Raw genomic sequence first — 17101 nt, forward strand, 5'->3', positions numbered from 1 at the left:
CCCGATCAATGCGGTCATCCGGCTATCGTCGTTTGCACGAGCTTCCGCATCGCCGTGCCCTGCAGCGCCGGAGCTGCGACGAGGGCCTCTATGGAGTGGCAGGTGCTAACATCAGGCTTGCCCGTCGCGCCGCGATCGCGGCCTTGATCGCCGGCATGGCTGCCAGCGTCGCCCGTTCACCTTCGAGAATCGCCTGATTTTTCTGTTCGAAATCGGTGGCGCCGATACCGGTGATGTTGGGTCGGATGACGAAGTCAGCGCGGGCCAGCTCCTGCTTTCCCAGCTGATGTCCCATGATGGTGATCGACTGGCCGACGATATTCACCATGCCTAGTGGATTACTGCCGCTGGGTGTAGACGAGATGTCCACGGCGATCACGAAATCCGCGCCAAGCTGGCGCGCCGCGTCCACCGGCACCGGACTGACCACGCCGCCGTCGACGTAATGCTTGTCACCGATCAATACCGGTTCAAACACGCCCGGGATGCTGCTGGACGCGCGCACGGCCTGGCCCGTATTGCCGCGGATGAACACCGTGCGCTCACCGGTTTCCAGCTGCGTGGCTACCGCGGCAAATGGCAGTTTCAGATCCTGGATCGCCCGGTGGTTCACTGCCGTGTTGATGTAATCCTGCAGCTTCTGCCCCTGCACCAGGCCGCCAGAGAAAATGCGTACGTCACGGATTTTCGCCTCGTCCAGCGCAAATGCCTGCTCCTGCAGTTGGAACGGATCCATGCCGGCCGCGTACAGCGACCCCACCACGCTGCCGGCACTGGTGCCGGACACCACGTCAGGATGGATGCCGCTGGCCTCCAGCATCTTGATCACGCCGATATGTGCGAAGCCCTTTGCCGCGCCGCCACCGAGGGCGAGGCCGATCTTGAGTCTGATTTGTGCCACAGCGGCCGGTGGTGGTGGCTTGGCATCAGGGAAGCAACCGTTTAACGCAAACAGGGCAAGTAGGCCGAGCAGGTATCGAAGACGTCGCAACATAGAGTTCTGTAGCACTAATTGCTCGGTTGTCCGTTGTCGAAGGCGCTCTTGAACCGTGGCCAGAATTGTGTGGCCCATTGCTTCAGCTTGTCGACATAGGCCTGCTTTTCTGGAAAACGGGAGATATTTTGCACGAACCAATCGCTGTCACGGGGTGATAGAGCTTCGTTCGACGTGATTCCTGCAGTCTCTGGGCTGAAAAAATACTTTACTTCAAGAACCCCCCAGGTCTCTGCTCTGGTGAATCGGACATCTATAAGGTCCTGAGGATAACTGACGCCCTTGGCAGCGAGATCGCCGGCTGCTGCGCGGTTTAGGCTATCGATCTTTGCTGCGCGATCAGCCCATTGTTGAAGCGAATTGGTGTTTGTAATGCCGATGATCCAACAAGCTTGGTGCCCATTGGGTATCATTTCTTCCGACATCACGTAGTTGTTGTCTTCCTGATGATCGATACAACCTGGAGCCACCCGAAAACCAGTCCCCGGTTGTTCAAGACTGCGGACGGCGGTAATTCTGATTAGCCCAATCAAGCGCTTCTTCGCTATTTGTCCAATATAAATCAGCTCTCCTGCCGCGGTTGGTAGCTTGACGTTGTCATTTGCAAGCATTAGCCAGTTTCCGGTCGGCAGCGGCACGCTAAAGCCATTGACCCTCATTGAACCGCTATAGCTACGGCCGGCTAATCCGCTATCGAGCCCGCTTGATGCGTTTAGTTGGGAGTCCGGTGTTGCTAAGGACAGACTTGCGGTATGTGCCTTAGGAATAGATGCAGCCAGCCTTGAAGCTCGAAGCGGCGGAGAGCCCTTTGCAGATAATACGTGTGATGGCGTATCTGCTGAAACGGCATGAGAAGGAGCGCGGACTGTTGAAGCTGCCGCCATATTCGCGGCGTTTATGCCGGCAGGTGCGCTATTGGAAGCTTGTGAGATGTAGCGAGCGTTGCCGGTCGATCCGGTTGAGGCCGATCGGTCGGCGGGGTAGCGCGAAAATAAAACGAATAAAAGCATCAGCGCAGCAGCTGACATGCCAATCAAGCGCCAAAGCGGCGCTCGGGTCCACAATCGTCGGAATGTTCGGAACCAAGGTTCCGAGTTAGTTGAGCTCACGTTTCCGGCCTCGCGATGACACGGCCGTCTACAGTGACCAGCGACACCCTGGTGTGGCCCTTTTGCTTCGCTTCAATAAGCGTGTCGGCGATCGACTCTTCAGCAATGCGAACCAGATCGCGCGCTGAGGCAGCCGTGCCGAGGCGCCCTTGACGGCGCATCATGTCGTACAAGACTTCCGGGTCGATGCCGCCCAAACTTACATTCAGACCATAGCTTTTGATCATTGACTCGATCTCAAGCGCTACCACGCGAGCGACGTCGAGGCCCGATAACGGCTTGAAAAAGAATATCCGGTCCAGACGATTGATGATTTCTGGCGCAAAACCCGACTCCCGCAGTGCATTCGTCGATGTGCGGCGCAATTCGTCTGAATCATTGGCGTGCAACTCGCTCAGAGACTGCAATGCGTCCGTGGCCGCATTAGTCGTCAGGATGAAAATGGCTTGCGTGGTAGAGATCTGTTTACCGTCGGACGCTTCCGTGACAAAGCCATCGTTCCATGCAGTAAGAAAGTTTTTTTGCACATCGGCATGCGCTTTTTCTATTTCATCGAGCAGCACCACGGCGTCGGGCGCATCGCGTAGTCCCGAAGTGAGCTTTCCATAGACATCCGAACCGACGTAGCCTTTTGCGGAGCCGAACAATTGCGTGGCTCCATGGCCGCCGCTGGAAAATTGCGTCATATCGAAATGCAGCAGCTTGCGTTGCAACGCGGTGCCAAGACACTTGGCAAGATAAGTCTTGCCAGTTCCCGGTGGCCCAGCCAGCAGGAATACGCCAACCGGCTTACCTCGTTGCTTGAGTGCTAGACGACGCCTGATCTGCGCAGCCATGTCATCACAGGCTCCGTTCTGGCCAATGACTTTGGCTTTGAGTGCGATTGCCAGCTGTTCGGCATCGATAAAAATGGCTTCCGGCTGGCTGGCAAGCTTGGCTTCCAGTGCCGAGCGATTGGTTAAACGGTCAAGTATGTCCATGATCCTGCTCCCATCAACCAAATCGGGATATGCGACGCGGTGGCGCTCGCGAAAATAACCCATGAAAAAAATCATCCATAAAGCAAGTGAAACGCCCATTTCCCACCAGGCATATTTGCCCAGAAAAGCGCTTGCGCTATCTAGATAGCCATCGATGGCGAGACCGCTTGGCGCATGTTGTAGCCAGAACTGCGCGACAGCTGTGGCAGCTATCAGCAGAAAGGCCAACGGCATAAGACGTGCGGCCAGGGAAGTAAGCCAGCGCATCAATTCACCTTTACCCTAAGCCCAAGCATCTGGCCTTCACTCATAATGGGGAAAACGGCCTTGGCGCCACCCGAGGCCAGTCCGACGGTGATGCCTCCGCCGTCACCATCGCTGATGCCTGTTATGCGTATGACGCCGCTGGCAGGTATAGGCACCGCAAAGGTATCGCCTTTTTTGGTGAGCTTGACAGTGCGGGAATAGCCCTGGCTTTCGATCCTAACAATATCGCCGTCTTCAACATCGGTGTCCCATAACGTAATCCACACTAGACGTAACCTTGAGCTCTGCGCCTGAGCGGGTGAGGCTTGTGGCATTTGCTGACGAGTATCAGGAATATTTTTCGGTGACAGCGCTGGTGGTGATGGCGCGGCGGATGACGTCTTGAGCAGATCTTCTTTTAGCATCGCAGCAGCGGCCGAACTCAATTGCATTCCTTGCACAGCTCGATCAATATCGCTCGCGGATACCAGTGATAGATTCAGAGGTTCGAGCGCGCGGAACGCCGCAAGGCGTGCTTGCAGTTCCGATGATGAAACGTGGTCACCGTGTTGGCCGATGCCATTGGATAGTGTGTAACTGGCAATAGCCATCGCACCTGTCAACAGAATCGTCGCAAACAGGGACTTTGCGATCAGGGATAAGGCCGCTGATCGCGGTCTACTGCTTTGTACAATTGGCGCTGCGGCTGGTTCCCCATTCCTATGGTCGTTCACCAAACAGCCTCATGCAGTGAATGTTGAATTACGGCGCATAGTCTGCCGAAACCGGCTTATTCCGAGCACTGTGAACTCGGGTTATTGCCGATGAAAAAGCCGGCCAATGACTTGGCGCTTTCACTAGCTAGCTGCCATTCGAAGTCAGCGGTGTGGCTGCTGTGCTTTACCCCATCCGATCTTTGCTTTTATAGAGATTGCTTAATTCGAACGAAGCACGCCCACATCGAAGAATCGTATCCATGCTCTCAGTGCACTTTCGTCGTCGGGTCTCGCGAGTGTATTGGCACACATCAACCATATTTTTCGCTCGACACAAGTGGGAAGAACTAACTGCCTAAGGACGCCCGACGACGATCAGATTCACTTTCAACTTCTGATTTTATCCTGATCTTGCTTAGTAGTTCGCGCATTAGCAAGCCACGCGTGCTCACGTCGTGGGGCATTACGCAAAGCATGATTTTACTCGCAATTTCTTGCTTGAGCAGCGTCTGCCTCAGCACGTCTAAAGCCGTGTGGTGAAGGGGGTGACCAAGCTGCGACTACTCGACGAAGCGCGAACAAAGCATCAGCCCTGCGCGCCGTCGGCGACCAGGTGATAGTGCGTGGCTACCTCGACTTCTTTCTTCGAGCCCAGGAATACCGGCACGCGCTGATGCAGTCCGGTCGGTTGCAGTTCCATGATGCGCTCGCGCCCGGTGGTGGCCGCGCCGCCGGCTTGCTCGATGATGAAGGCCATTGGGTTGGCCTCGTACATCAGCCGCAGTTTGCCCCCCTGCTTGAGGATCTTCGCGTCCAGCGGGTAATAGAACACGCCGCCACGGGTCACGATGCGGTGCACGTCGGCCACCATCGAGGCGACCCAGCGCATGTTGAAATCTTTGCCGCGCGGACCGGTGGTGCCGGCCAGCAGCTCGCCGATATAGCGCTGCATTGGCGGCTGCCAGTGGCGCTGGTTCGACATGTTGATGGCGAACTCGGTGGCTTCTTCGGGAATGCGGATGCCGCGACGGCTGAGCATGAAGCTGCCGACCTCGCGTTCCAGCGTGAATTCGTGCGTGCCGTGACCAAACGTGAGCACCAGCGTGGTCGCCGGGCCGTACACCACGTAGCCAGCGGCCAGCTGCTCCGTGCCGGGCTGAAGGAAGTGCTCCGCCTTCGGTTCGACGACATCATCCGGGCAGCGCAGCACCGAGAAGATCGTGCCGACCGAAATGTTGACGTCGATGTTGGAGCTGCCGTCCAGCGGATCGAACAACAACAGGTGGTTGCCCTTCGGATAGCCGTCCGGGATCTGCTGCGGGTCTTCCATCTCTTCGGACGCACAGGCCGCGAGATGACCGCCCCAGGCGTTGGCTTCGAGCAGGATCTCGTTGGAGATCACGTCGAGCTTTTTCTGCGCTTCACCTTGCACGTTGATGCTCGCGGCGTCGCCATCGCCTGCAGCCATGCCCAGTACGCCACCCAGCGCGCCCTTGTTGGTGGCTACCGCGATGCGTTTGCAGGCGCGTGCGACCACTTCGATCAGCAGTGAAAGCTCGGCGTTGATGTGGCCGGCGCGGCGTTCCTCGATCAGGAACTGGATCAGCGAGACGGGTTTCATCGAGCTTGGTTTCATGTGTGAGCCATGGCGAAGGAAGCCTGCATTGTCCTGGCTCCGGCTGAACCGCGCTAGCCATGCCCGCAGCACGGCTCGAACGAACATGCCATTGCCCGACTACTGACAGCACGGTGGCAGCAGGGGAGGGCCAAGCTGCACGTCCACAAGGGAGGAAACGACATGCGCGATACCGTCTATTTTCTGACGTTCGAAGGCTTTGCCGACTGGCAGGCAGCACTGGCGCTAAGCGAGATCCGTCGTCCGGGTGATTGGCAGGTGCAGACGGCCGGATTCTCGGTGGCCGCCGTGGTGTCGATGGGCGGCCTCACGGTGCAGCCCAACGTCTCGCTGGCGCAGATCGACCTTGCTCGCGCGGCAATGCTGATCGTACCCGGCGGCCATCTCTGGTTGCGCGGCGAGGGTGACGAAGCGGTCAAGCTCATTCGTGATGTGCATGCCGCGGGCGCACCGATCGCCGGCATTGACAGCGGTGTGCTGGCGCTGGCCCGCGCCGGCCTGCTCGACCATTGTTGTCATACCGGTAACTGGCCGGGGCAGATTGCCTGCCAGGTAAAGGCTTATTCGGGTGAAGGGCAATACGACGCTTCGGTTCTCGCGGTGAGCGATGGCGGTGTGATTACTGCCAGTCACCTCGGTAGCGTGGAGTTTGCGCACGAGATCATCCATACGCTGGATCTCTACAACGCCAGCGATCGCGAACACTGGTACCGCCTGTTCAAACATGCCCAGCTGCCGCCGTGGTACGTCGGTGAAGCCGTGGCGGCATAAGAGAGGATGACGATGAATCCACTACTGAATCGTGTGCTGGCGGCGTACCGGCCGCTGTATCTACGTGGCCTGCTGATGGACGGACAGTACAAGTGGCCGTCCGTCGACGCGCAGGATGATCCCCTCAGACCGGCACGTCAGACATGTCCACGTCTGCTGCTTGCCGCACTGACAGGGCTGCGCCACATCGTTCCATCTCAGAGGAGCAAACCATGATCAAGAACTATCAGGGAAGCTGCCATTGCGGGGTGATCCGCTACGAGGCGGACATCGATCTCGTTACGGGCACGGGGCGCTGCAATTGTTCCATTTGCTACAAGACGCGGGCATGGAGTGTGATCGTGAAGCCCGAAGCCTTCCAACTGCTGAGCGGTGAGGACGCCTTGGCCGATTATCAGTTCGGTACCAATAGCATGCATCACCTGTTCTGTCGGCACTGTGGCGTGCAGCCGTTCGGTCGTGGTCACTTGGAGGTGCTCGGCGGTGATTTTGTCAGCGTGAATCTTGCCTGCCTTGATGGTGTTGAGCCGCAGGAGCTGATCGACGCTCCGCTACATTTTGCCGATGGCCGCAACAACAACTGGCGGTCGTCGCCCGCGGAAACGCGACATCTCTGATCACGGAATCGACCACCGCTATTCGACACCGTTTCCAACTTGGAGCCAGCTTATGAGTCATCCACCGATTGTCTTCTATGGCGCGCTGAATACGCGCTCGGCTAACGCTGCGCCATTGATCGCGGCGCAGCAAGCTTGAGCGGACTGAGTGGTGCCTTTGTATGCACGTCGTTTTTCATGGTGACAAAGCGATCTCACACGGCGTTTATTTTCGCTCCGTGCATGACGCATGGCGGTGGCCACGCCTGCCAACGTCGGCGATGATACGTCCATGCGCCGCGCCGATCGCCTGTTCCTCATCATTCACGCCTTGCGCGGTCGACGCACGGCTTTGCAGGCTCGCCAGCTTGCGCAGACGCTGGGTGTGTCGTTGCGCACGGTTTATCGCGACGTGGCCGACCTGCAACTGTCCGGCGTGCCGATCGAGGGCGAAGCCGGGGTCGGCTATGTGCTGCGCAAGGGTTCGGATATTCCGCCGCTGATGTTCAATGCCGACGAGCTCGAAGCCCTGGTGGTCGGCACGCGTTTTGTCCGGGCGTTCGCTGGCGTGCGGCTGGCCGAGAGCGCGAAGACCGCATTGCTGAAGATCGAGGCCGTGTTACCGCCGGATCTGCGCGAACGTGCGGCGCGTACGCGGATTTTCGCGCCGGTATGGCGTGATCAGCACCAGTCCGAGTTCGCGGCAATGATCGATCGCCTGCATGCAGCCATCGTTGCCAACCATGTGCTGCGGCTGGACTATCGTGACGAGAGCGGACGCAGCAGTGCGCGCGAGATCGAGCCGTTATGCCTGTCGTTCTGGGGTGGCGCATGGACGCTGGGTGCGTGGTGCCGCCTCCGGCAGGACTTCCGAAATTTTCGCCCGGACCGCATCGACGTTTGCGAGTCGACCGGCGAAGTCTGTGCGGAATCGGCCGAGCGCAACCTGACCAGTTATCTGCGGGCTGTCGGCGGCAGCATGATCGATCACAGCTAGGGCGTGTCGCCTTGGTCAGCGCCGTGCACCATCGCTCGATGACGAGTACGCTGGCGCGCACGCAACCACGAGGACGCCATGCCATGCAACCCCATCATCCACAGCTGCAGGTGGCTCCGGCTGACCTGCGACCAACCCAGCTCACTGTCGGCTATGCCGAGGTGGCCGCGAAGCGCGCCGGTTGGGAGCAAATCAGCAAGAAAAAGCGCAAGGAGCTTTTGAGCCGGCACTGGTTTCCCGGCGTGTTGGGTCCTGGCGGCAAGGTCTATATCGTCGATCATCATCATCTCGGGCTGGCGCTGATCGAGGAAAAAGTCGATAGCGTTCCCGTGTTGGTACAGCGGGACTTTTCCTGGCTGGAGCCGGAGGTGTTCTGGCGCACGATGGAGTTCAACCGCTGGGCGCATCCCTACGATGCACACGGTCATCGCGCCGATTACGACGCCTTTCCGGCCAAGCTCACCGATCTCACCGATGATCCTTACCGCACGCTGTCGGCACGAGTGCGCGAGGCGGGCGGTTATGCCAAGGACGCCACGCCATACGCCGAGTTTCTGTGGGCCGACTTTCTGCGCCCGCGGATCAAGCTCAAGAACAAGCAGCCGGGCGGACGGGCGCTGAAACAGGCACTGGCGCTCGCGCACACCCACGAGACGGCGTACCTGCCGGGCTGGAGCGGTTTGATCGCATGAACCCGGTCGCCGCGGCAGAGCCGTCGTCATCGCGATCGGCCGATCTGCTGGCCGGCCTGTCGATTGCGGGGCTGCTGTTGCCCGAAGCGGTGGCGTATTCCAGCATCGCCGGTTTGCCGCCACAGGCCGGCGTCATCGCGCTGTTCGCCGGCCTGGTCTGTTACGGCGTCATCGGGCGCAGTCGCTATGCGATCGTGTCGGCCACATCGTCATCAGCCGCGGTGCTGGCCGCGGCGAGCGTGGCGGTCAGCGGCGGCGATCCGTCGCTGCGCGCAGCGTTTGCCGCGCTGCTGGTGCTGATGACCGGCGCATGCTTTCTGCTGGCCGGCGCTGCGCGGCTGGGCGGTATTTCCAACCTGATCGCCAAGCCCGTGCTGCGCGGTTACGCCTTCGGTCTGGCGCTGGTGATCGCGGTGAAGCAGTGGCCCAACCTGGTCGGTCTGGCGGCAAAGCAGTCGAGTTTCGTGCCGCTGGTCGGTGAGCTGCTTCAGCGCGTGCACGAATGGCATGGTGCCAGCCTTGGCTGCGGCATCGCTGCGTTGCTGTTGCTGTTTCTGCTGGAACGCCTGCGCCGCTTGCCGGGTACCTTGCTGGTGATCGTCGCGGGCATTGCCGGTTCCGGCTGGCTGGCCGAGCACGGTGTGGTGCTGACCGGTGTGATCCATCTCGCACTGAGCTGGGCCGCGCCGGCTTTACCCGATCGCGCACAGTGGCTACCGGATCTGGAGCTGGCTGCGGCGCTGATGCTGATTCTGTATGCGGAGTCCTACAGTTCGATCCGCAGCTTCGCACTGAAGCACGGTGAGCCGGTGGCTGCCAATCGCGATCTGACTGCGCTGGGCGTCGCCAATGTCGTGTCCGGTTTGTTCCACGGCATGCCGGTCGGTGCCGGCTACTCCGGCAGCTCGGCCAATGAAGCAGCAGGTGCGCAGTCGCGGCTGGCCGGTTTGACCGCGGCGGCTACTGTGCTGGTTCTGGTACTGACCTGCCTGCAGTGGATCGAGCGCATCCCGGTACCGGTGCTGGCGGCGATCGTGATCCACGCGGTGAGCAAGTCGCTGCGCCTGGGTGTATTCGCGCCGTACCTGAAGTGGCGGCGCGACCGGCTGGTGGCGCTGGCCGCCGTGCTGGCCGTGATCGCGCTGGGTGTGCTGAATGGCCTGCTGGTAGCGATCGGTTTCAGTCTGGCGATGCTTCTGCGCACGCTGGCCACGCCGCGGCTGAGCGTGCTGGGCCGTCTGTCCGATAGCCATGACTTCGTCGATATCGCGCAGCATCCGCAGGCGCTGCCGCCGAGCGGCATGATGATTTTGCGGCCGGAAGAGCCCCTGTTTTTCGCCAACGCCGAACCGATGCTGGCTCTAGCGCGACAGCGTGTGCTCATGCAAGCCGATCCGCGGCAGCCGCTCGCCACACAAAGTTCGGTATCGTGCGTCGTCCTCAGTCTGGAGGAATCGCCCGACCTCGACAGTAGCGCGCTGGAAGCGCTGGCCGATTTTGCCGATTGGCTGCACGCACGAAATATTGAGTTGCGGGTAGCGCGACTGAAGGATGCCGTGCGTCAATTGCTGTTGATCGCGGCGCTGCCCCAGTTGCCGCCGCCGACACTGGATTACTGGAGCGTGGAAGATGCCGCCAGCGGTATCGAAACGCCGTCAATGGTTATGGCTGGCATTAAACGTTGAAGGAGCAGATTGAGTGAAGGTAGACGCAGTGAAGATAGAAGCCATAAAGAAAGGCCTGGTGAAAAAATTTCTCGCCGCGGCGATCACCGGACTGCTGGCCACACCACTCTGGGCCGCGCAGAGCACCGCTGACACCTCGTTTCAGAATATCTATCAGCAGGAATGGGCGTGGCGTACCGGCCAGTCCGGCGTCAGTACGTCGGGCGAGTCGCAGCCGAACGATGGCCGGCTCGATGATGTCGACGCAGCCAGCCAGCAGCAGCGGCTGGAATACTGGCAGCATATACTCAAACAGCTCGACGGCATCGACGTAGCTCAGCTTTCGCCGGCAAATCGCGTCAACGCCGCGGTTTACCGCGAGCAGATCGGTAATTTCGTTGCCGACCAGCACTTTGCCAACTGGCAGATGCCGTTCAACAGCGACTCGGCATTCTGGTCGGATGTGGGTTACGAGCTGGATGGCGGCAAGCTGCGTACAGTCGACGACTATCACAAGTATCTCGCCAAGCTCGACCAGGTTCCCGCCTACTTCGATCAGCAGATCGCCAACATGCAACTCGGCCTCAAGCGCGGTTTCAGCGTGCCACGCGCGGTGCTCAACGGCCGCGACGTGTCGATCGCCGCCGTTGCCGAGCTCAAGGACCCGACCGAGAGCACGTTCTACAAACCGTTCAAGCAGCTGCCCGCATCGATCAGTGCCGATGATGCGCAGGCGCTGCAGGGCGAGGCCGTGCAGCGTATTCGCGACGACGTGATTCCCGCCTACGCCAAGCTGCTCACTTTTTTCCGCAACGAGTACGTGCCGCAGGCACGCACCACGCTGGCCGCCGAGGCCATGCCGGACGGCAAGGCGTATTACCGCCAGCAGATCCACGAATACACCACGCTCGACCTGAGCCCCGATGCGATCCACCAGATCGGCCTGGACCAGGTGGCGAAGATCCATGCGCAGATGCTCGACACGATGGCGCAGACGGGCTTCAAGGGCAGCTTTGCCGACTTCCTGCACTTCCTGCGCACTGACCCGCAGTTCTACGCGAAGACGCCGCAGGAGCTGCTCGATCGCAGCGCGTGGGTGGCCAAGGAAGTAGACGGTCAGGTGGGCAAGCTGTTCGGTCATCTGCCGCGCGAGCGTTTCACCATCGAGCCCGTACCGGACGCCATTGCGCCTTACTACACCTCCGGCCGCGGCGGTCCGGACGTCTATCTGGTCAACACGTACGACCTGCCGTCGCGACCGCTGTACAACATGCCTGCGCTGACCCTGCATGAGTCCTATCCTGGTCACGCGCTGCAGCTGGAACTGGCCGATGAGCAGCATGACCAGCCGGATTTTCGCCGCAACGGTTATATCTCCGCTTACGGCGAAGGCTGGGGGCTGTATTCGGAATTCCTCGGCAACGAGATGGGCATCTACAAGACGCCATACGAGCAGTTCGGTTTTCTCAGCTACCAGATGTGGCGCGCCTGCCGGCTGGTGGTCGACACCGGCATCCACCACCTGGGCTGGGGCCGCCAGCAGGCGATCGATTACATGACGCAGAACACCGCATTGTCCGATCGCGAGATCGCCAATGAAGTCGACCGCTACATCAGCTGGCCCGGTCAGGCGCTCTCGTACGAACTCGGCTATCTGAAAATCCTCGAGCTGCGCGCGAAAGCCGAAAAGGCACTCGGCCCGAAATTCGACATCCGTCACTTCCATGACACCGTGCTCTCCATCGGCTCGGTGCCGCTGCCGGTACTCGAACAGCGTATCAACCAGTTCATTGCCGACGGTGGCCCGGAACCGGATTACGGTTGCGACTGCGCGAAGAAACAGACGCCACCGTAACGCTATGGCTTGAGCACGTCGCGAGCCGCAGTGATAAAGGCGCGCAGCTTGGGCGCGTCGGAAGCGCGGCGCGGAAAGTAGAGAAACAGTCCGGGTTCTTCGATCGCTGCGTCTGGAATGATCCAGCGCAGCCGTTTTTCGCGGATATCAGCGCGAACCAGTGGCTCGAACACATAGGCGATGCCAACGCCGGCCAACGCCAGTTCGCGCGCATAGAGCGGATCAGTTACCCGCGTGGTGCCATGCACACGCGCGGTGACGTCGGCGCCGTTTTCCCGAAGCTCCCACGCATACACGCCGCCCGACGCCACCAGCCGAAAACCGATGCAATTGTGCTGGCGAAGCTGCGCGATCGACTTTGGCTCGCCATTCGCCGCCAGGTACTCGGGTGCGGCGACCATGATGGCCTTGAACGGTGGTGTGAGGCGGATCGCCACCATGTCCTCGTCGATCATTTCGCCGAGCCGCACACCGGCGTCGTAACCATTCGCGACGATGTCCATCAAGCCATCCTCGGAGGTGATCTCGATCGTCAGCTCCGGATGCCGCCAGGTCATCTGCGCGATCACCGCGGTGATTGCCATCGGCAATGCCACGCGGGGAACGTTGAGCCGGAGCAGGCCGGTGACCTTTCCCTTGTCGGCACGAATGTGCTCCACCACTTCCTGGATATCCGCTAATGCAGGACCGATCACGGCCACGAACGTGTTGCCTGCCTCGGTCAGGGAGACGCTACGGGTCGTGCGCGCGAACAGCGGTATGCCCAGACGGTCTTCCACCGCCTTGACCGCATGGCTCACCGTCGATGGGCTCATGCCCAGTTCTGCGGCCGCGGCCGCGAAACCACCGCGCCGCGCGACGGCGATTACGACAGGGAAATGCGCCAGCAGCTCGCGGTCCATTCATGCACCTTGTCGAATAGTGAATGCGATTGAAGCCCGATTATCATCGTACCGCCGCCGTGCGACCTTTTCCTTGCGTTCGAATCGAACGAGATCCCGAGGAAAGATCATGACCGCATTCACCCGCCAAACCTGGTTCATCACCGGCACCTCGTCCGGCTTTGGCCGCGCCTTTGCCGAGTACGCCCTGGCACAGGGCCACAACGTAGTGGCAACCGCCCGCAACATCGCCAAACTGCAGGATCTGGTTGCGACCCAGCCGGCGGCCGATCGCCTGCTGGTCACCCGGCTCGATGTCAATCATCCCGGCGACGCCAAGGCCGCCGTGGCTGCCGCCGTGGCGCGCTTTGGCCGCATCGATGTGCTGATCAACAACGCCGGCTACGGTGTGGTGGGTGCATTGGAGGAAACACCCGAAAGCGAACTACGGGCCATCATGGAAACCAATTTCTTCGGCGCCATTGCGGTGATTACGGCGGCGCTGCCGACGCTGCGTACGCAGCGCTCGGGTGCCATCGTCAATATCTCCAGTCTCGGCGGCCAGTTATCGTTCGCAGGTTTCAGTGCCTATTCCGCGACGAAGTTCGCGCTCGAAGGAGCCTCCGAGGCATTGGCCCAGGAATTGGCACCGCTCGGGATCAAGGTTCTCATTGTCGAACCGGGCAGCTTCCGCACCGAGCTGGCAGGTGACGCCATGCGCCACATGCCGCTCATCGACGCCTACCAGGATACGGTTGGCGGCACGCGGGCGTTCGCCCGCGACATGCACCAGACCCAGCAGGGCGATCCGCGCAAGGCAGCCGCCGCGATTGCGCAGGCTCTGCAATCCGAAAATACCCCACTGCGCCTGCAACTGGGATCGGACGCTGTCGACGCAGTGCGGAGTCACGCCGAAGCGATGCTGGCTGACATGCAGGATTGGGAGATGGTGTCCACTGCGACGGCTTTTGACATTTGAAGACCTCGACCGGATCTGGCATCTAGCGATTGGGCCCTACAACGGTAGCGAAATGAAATCCGCGCAGCGCTGGTCAGAAATGCACATATAAAGTAATATTCAATAAAACTTCATGTGAGAAGTTATTCATGCTGACTCAACCGAAGTCCGAAAACGTTCCCTCGATTGAGCTTGGCGGTCCAGCTCTGCGCGCCTTCTTTGGCCTGGCCGAACAGTGGAAGCTGCGCGTCACCGACCAGCGCAAGCTTCTTGGCGATCCGCCGGAATCCACTTTCTACAAGTGGAAGCGTGAGCGTGATGCCGCGCCCGGCCGCGACGTGATCGAGCGGATCAGCTACCTGCTCGGTATCTGGAAGGCACTGCAGATCCTGTTTCCGGACACGACGCAGGCCGATGCGTGGCTGCACAAGCCGAACCAGGCGGCCTTGTTTGGCGGGCACTCCGCGTTACAGCGCATGTTGTCGGGCAATGTGGCCGATCTTTATGTGGTGCGGCAGTATCTCGACGCGCAGCGTGGCGTAAGCTGAGTCTGGGCGGCGTGTCGCAATCCGCGATACGCCGAGTCTCGACACTGTTCGCACATCAGCCGGCCAGCCTTTCCAGCCGGGGAATACCTGCCGATTCGAAACCGTCCGCTGCCCAACGGAATCTTTGATGTCGACCGCCCTGCCACCATTGAAACGCATTCGCTGGAGCCACGCTTATCGTGTCGTGCCCAGCCGGTTCCCGCCGATTGGCGTGTATGACCGTATCGCCGATCCGGCCGATCTGGACGCCGTGTTCGCGATCGAGGCGTTGACCAATCCACGCCTGCGTGAAGAGGCTGGCGCGTTGAAGCTGGTGCCGAAGGAGCGCCGCATCAGCGGTCCGGGCAGTACACCGGTGATGGCGGCGTTTACCCATCTGAATCCCGAAGGCAGCCGTTTTTCCGACGGCAGCTGGGGCGTTTTCTATGCGGCGCATAGCGTGGCGACGGCGGTCGAGGAAACCATCTATCACCGCCAGCGATTTCTCGCGGCCACGGCGGAACCGGCCTGCGATATCGAGATGCGCTGTTATCGCACCGGCATTGCCGGCAAGCTGCACGATCTGCGCGGCGGCTGGCCCGAAGCGCAGGAACCCGACAGTTACGTCGCCAGTCAGGCGCTGGCGCAACAGCTGCGCAGCGAAGGATCCAATGGTGTGGTCTACGACAGCGCGCGCCATGCCGGTGGCGAATGTGTAGCTGCGTTTTATCCGGATCTGGTAGCGCCATGTGTGCAGTCCGAGCATTTGATCTATCGCTGGGACGGCCGCCGCATCGCCATGGTGTTGAGGGTATCGGAGCTGGCGCGTCCGCGTTAACCTCGGGAGTGATCCTTTGCCACGGTTTCGTATAGAGGAAGCGATACATGAAACGATTGATCTTGTTGTTGTTCGCGCTATTGCCGGTGCTTGCCCATGCGGCCGAGGGCCATCCTGCACAATGGGAAAATGCCATCGCCGCGTTCGAGGCGACGGACCGGGTGCATCCGCCGGCAGTGGGCTCGATCCTTTTTATCGGTAGTTCGTCGATCGAGCACTGGAAAAGTCTTGCGGCGGATTTCCCCGAAGTCAGCGTGATCAACCGCGGCTTTGGTGGCTCGGAGCTGGCGGATTCCACCTACTTCGCCGACCGCATCGTGGCGCCTTATCATCCGCGCGCGGTGGTCTTGTATGCGGGCGACAACGACTTGCAGGATGGCCACAGCCCGGCGCAGGTGCGTGATGATTTTGCCGCCTTCGTGCGCAAGGTGAGGTCAGTCGATCCCGGTGTACCGATTGCCTTCGTCGCGATCAAGCCGAGCATCGCACGTAAGGTTCTCTTGCCAAAGGTGAGTCAGGCCAACGCCCTGATCAAGGCCTATGCCGCCAAGCAGAAGCACGTCACCTATCTGGACGTCTATACGCCCATGCTGGGCGCGGACGGCCAGCCGCAGCTTAAGTGGTTTGGCGATGACGGCCTGCACATGAATCGCACCGGCTACGCGCTGTGGATCAGCATCATCAAGCCATGGGTCGATAAGCAGCCGGTCGACGCGATGCCGCGCTGATCATTCGGCGCGGCCAGACCTCAGGCATCGGCATTGGTGGCAAAACCCTCGCGGGTGCCGTGGGTAAAAACCCGTTCATTGTCGAGTACATCCGCCGCGCTGTGCGTGGACAACTGCTTTAGCTTGGCGTAGATCGGCGTGAAGTCCGGATGCGTCGCTTCGAACAATTGCTCGAAGCTGTCGATCACGAAGTACGTCTGCTGATAGGTATCGATGCGGTAGCGCGTATTCATCACGCGCTCCAGCCCGAAACCGATCCGGTTCGGCGCAGCCGAGTCCAGCGAGTAGATCGACTCGCCCTTCGAGCTGACGATACCGGCACCGTAGATGCGCATGCCTTCACTGGTATTGATCAGGCCGAACTCGACCGAGTACCAGTAAAGACGCGTGAGGTTCATCAGCGCTTCGGGTCCGATCGCAAACGCCTTCATGCCGCCACGGCCATAGGCCTGCATGTAGTCGGCAAAGACTGGATTGAGCAGCAGCGGCACGTGGCCGAACAGGTCGTGGAACAGGTCCGGCTCGCTGAGGTAATCGAGCTGGTCGGGCTTGCGGATCCACCAGCTCACCGGAAAGCGGCGATTGGCCAAGTGGTCGAAAAACACCTCGTCCGGCAGCAGTCCTTCCACGGCGACCACCTCCCAGCCGGTAGCCGCGCCTAGCACTTTGTTGAGTTCGGCAAATTTCGGAATGCCGCCGTCGCCAAGGCCAAAGCGCTCCACGCCGGCAAGGAATTCCGCGCAGGCGCGGCCGGGCAGCATTTCGCGCTGACGCTTGTACAGCGTGTCCCACACCTCATGGTCCGTGCGCGAATAGCTCGCCCACGGTTGCTCCACCACGCCGGTGGCATACACCGGCACGTAACCGCGATCGGTTTGCTGGTGTTCGATTTTGCGAGGTGTGTCCATGGCGT

At 60.4% G+C, this 17101-nt stretch carries 18 protein-coding genes; 11 read left to right on the forward strand and 7 right to left on the reverse strand.

What is annotated here, in order from left to right; genetic code table 11:
- Positions 1–88: 88 nt before the first annotated feature.
- The 5 genes from HDE79_RS00625 to HDE79_RS00645 all read right to left on the reverse strand — a co-directional run bounded on the left by HDE79_RS00625 (position 89) and on the right by HDE79_RS00645 (position 5666).
- A complete protein-coding gene (locus tag HDE79_RS00625; RefSeq protein ID WP_184599998.1) occupies positions 89–994 on the reverse strand; it encodes a patatin-like phospholipase family protein in 906 nt (301 codons plus the stop codon).
- A 14-nt stretch (positions 995–1008) separates the two neighbouring features.
- Complete coding sequence (locus HDE79_RS00630) at positions 1009–2022, reverse strand: hypothetical protein (protein WP_184599999.1); 1014 nt, start codon at positions 2020–2022, stop codon at positions 1009–1011.
- A gap of 77 nt (positions 2023–2099) precedes the next feature.
- Positions 2100–3350, reverse strand: a complete 1251-nt coding sequence (locus tag HDE79_RS00635) for an AAA family ATPase (protein ID WP_184600000.1) — start codon at positions 3348–3350, stop codon at positions 2100–2102.
- A complete protein-coding gene (locus tag HDE79_RS00640; protein WP_184600001.1) occupies positions 3350–3940 on the reverse strand; it encodes a hypothetical protein in 591 nt (196 codons plus the stop codon). The genes HDE79_RS00635 and HDE79_RS00640 overlap by 1 nt, the downstream gene beginning before the upstream one ends.
- Positions 3941–4631: 691 nt before the next feature.
- Positions 4632–5666 carry a class 1 fructose-bisphosphatase gene (locus tag HDE79_RS00645; protein WP_184601046.1) on the reverse strand — a complete coding sequence of 345 codons (1035 nt, stop codon included), beginning with the start codon at positions 5664–5666 and terminating at the stop codon, positions 4632–4634.
- 177 nt (positions 5667–5843) lie between these two features.
- Here HDE79_RS00645 and HDE79_RS00650 point away from each other — a divergent pair, with 177 nt between their 5' ends.
- From HDE79_RS00650 to HDE79_RS00680, 7 genes are all read left to right on the forward strand, one after another.
- Positions 5844–6452: a DJ-1/PfpI family protein gene (locus HDE79_RS00650; protein WP_184600002.1), complete on the forward strand. Its 609-nt coding sequence runs from the start codon at positions 5844–5846 to the stop codon at positions 6450–6452.
- A gap of 12 nt (positions 6453–6464) precedes the next feature.
- A complete protein-coding gene (locus HDE79_RS00655) occupies positions 6465–6668 on the forward strand; it encodes a hypothetical protein (RefSeq protein WP_184600003.1) in 204 nt (67 codons plus the stop codon).
- Positions 6665–7069, forward strand: a complete 405-nt coding sequence (locus tag HDE79_RS00660; protein ID WP_184600004.1) for a GFA family protein — start codon at positions 6665–6667, stop codon at positions 7067–7069. Before HDE79_RS00655 ends, HDE79_RS00660 begins: the two co-directional genes overlap by 4 nt.
- A gap of 271 nt (positions 7070–7340) precedes the next feature.
- Complete coding sequence (locus HDE79_RS00665) at positions 7341–8045, forward strand: YafY family protein (RefSeq protein WP_184600005.1); 705 nt, start codon at positions 7341–7343, stop codon at positions 8043–8045.
- Positions 8046–8128: 83 nt separating this feature from the next.
- On the forward strand, positions 8129–8737 hold the full coding sequence (locus HDE79_RS00670) for a ParB/Srx family N-terminal domain-containing protein (protein ID WP_184600006.1): 609 nt from the start codon (positions 8129–8131) through the stop codon (positions 8735–8737).
- Positions 8734–10422: a SulP family inorganic anion transporter gene (locus tag HDE79_RS00675; protein WP_184600007.1), complete on the forward strand. Its 1689-nt coding sequence runs from the start codon at positions 8734–8736 to the stop codon at positions 10420–10422. The genes HDE79_RS00670 and HDE79_RS00675 overlap by 4 nt, the downstream gene beginning before the upstream one ends.
- A gap of 91 nt (positions 10423–10513) precedes the next feature.
- Positions 10514–12256, forward strand: coding sequence for a DUF885 family protein (locus tag HDE79_RS00680; RefSeq protein WP_255488268.1), 1743 nt, complete (start codon positions 10514–10516; stop codon positions 12254–12256).
- A 2-nt stretch (positions 12257–12258) separates the two neighbouring features.
- On the opposite strand, the gene HDE79_RS00685 is transcribed toward HDE79_RS00680, so the two are convergent.
- Positions 12259–13158: a LysR family transcriptional regulator gene (locus HDE79_RS00685; protein ID WP_184600009.1), complete on the reverse strand. Its 900-nt coding sequence runs from the start codon at positions 13156–13158 to the stop codon at positions 12259–12261.
- Between the two features lie 109 nt (positions 13159–13267).
- Between HDE79_RS00685 and HDE79_RS00690 the strand changes: the two genes are divergently transcribed.
- The 4 genes from HDE79_RS00690 to HDE79_RS00705 all read left to right on the forward strand — a co-directional run bounded on the left by HDE79_RS00690 (position 13268) and on the right by HDE79_RS00705 (position 16188).
- Positions 13268–14116, forward strand: coding sequence for an oxidoreductase (locus HDE79_RS00690; RefSeq protein WP_184600010.1), 849 nt, complete (start codon positions 13268–13270; stop codon positions 14114–14116).
- A gap of 128 nt (positions 14117–14244) precedes the next feature.
- Entirely contained in the window at positions 14245–14643 is a 399-nt protein-coding gene (locus HDE79_RS00695) for an MbcA/ParS/Xre antitoxin family protein (RefSeq protein WP_184600011.1), read from the forward strand.
- A gap of 127 nt (positions 14644–14770) precedes the next feature.
- Entirely contained in the window at positions 14771–15460 is a 690-nt protein-coding gene (locus HDE79_RS00700) for an RES family NAD+ phosphorylase (protein WP_184600012.1), read from the forward strand.
- Positions 15461–15507: 47 nt separating this feature from the next.
- A complete protein-coding gene (locus tag HDE79_RS00705; RefSeq protein ID WP_184600013.1) occupies positions 15508–16188 on the forward strand; it encodes an SGNH/GDSL hydrolase family protein in 681 nt (226 codons plus the stop codon).
- Positions 16189–16208: 20 nt separating this feature from the next.
- Here the strand turns inward: HDE79_RS00705 and phhA are convergent, their stop codons facing one another.
- Positions 16209–17096 (reverse strand): phenylalanine 4-monooxygenase, encoded by an 888-nt coding sequence (phhA, locus tag HDE79_RS00710; protein WP_184600014.1) that lies wholly within the window; start codon positions 17094–17096, stop codon positions 16209–16211.
- Between the last annotated feature and the right edge of the window lie 5 nt (positions 17097–17101).

It is taken from the genome of Rhodanobacter sp. MP1X3, from assembly GCF_014207165.1.
Taxonomy (GTDB): Bacteria; Pseudomonadota; Gammaproteobacteria; order Xanthomonadales; family Rhodanobacteraceae; genus Rhodanobacter.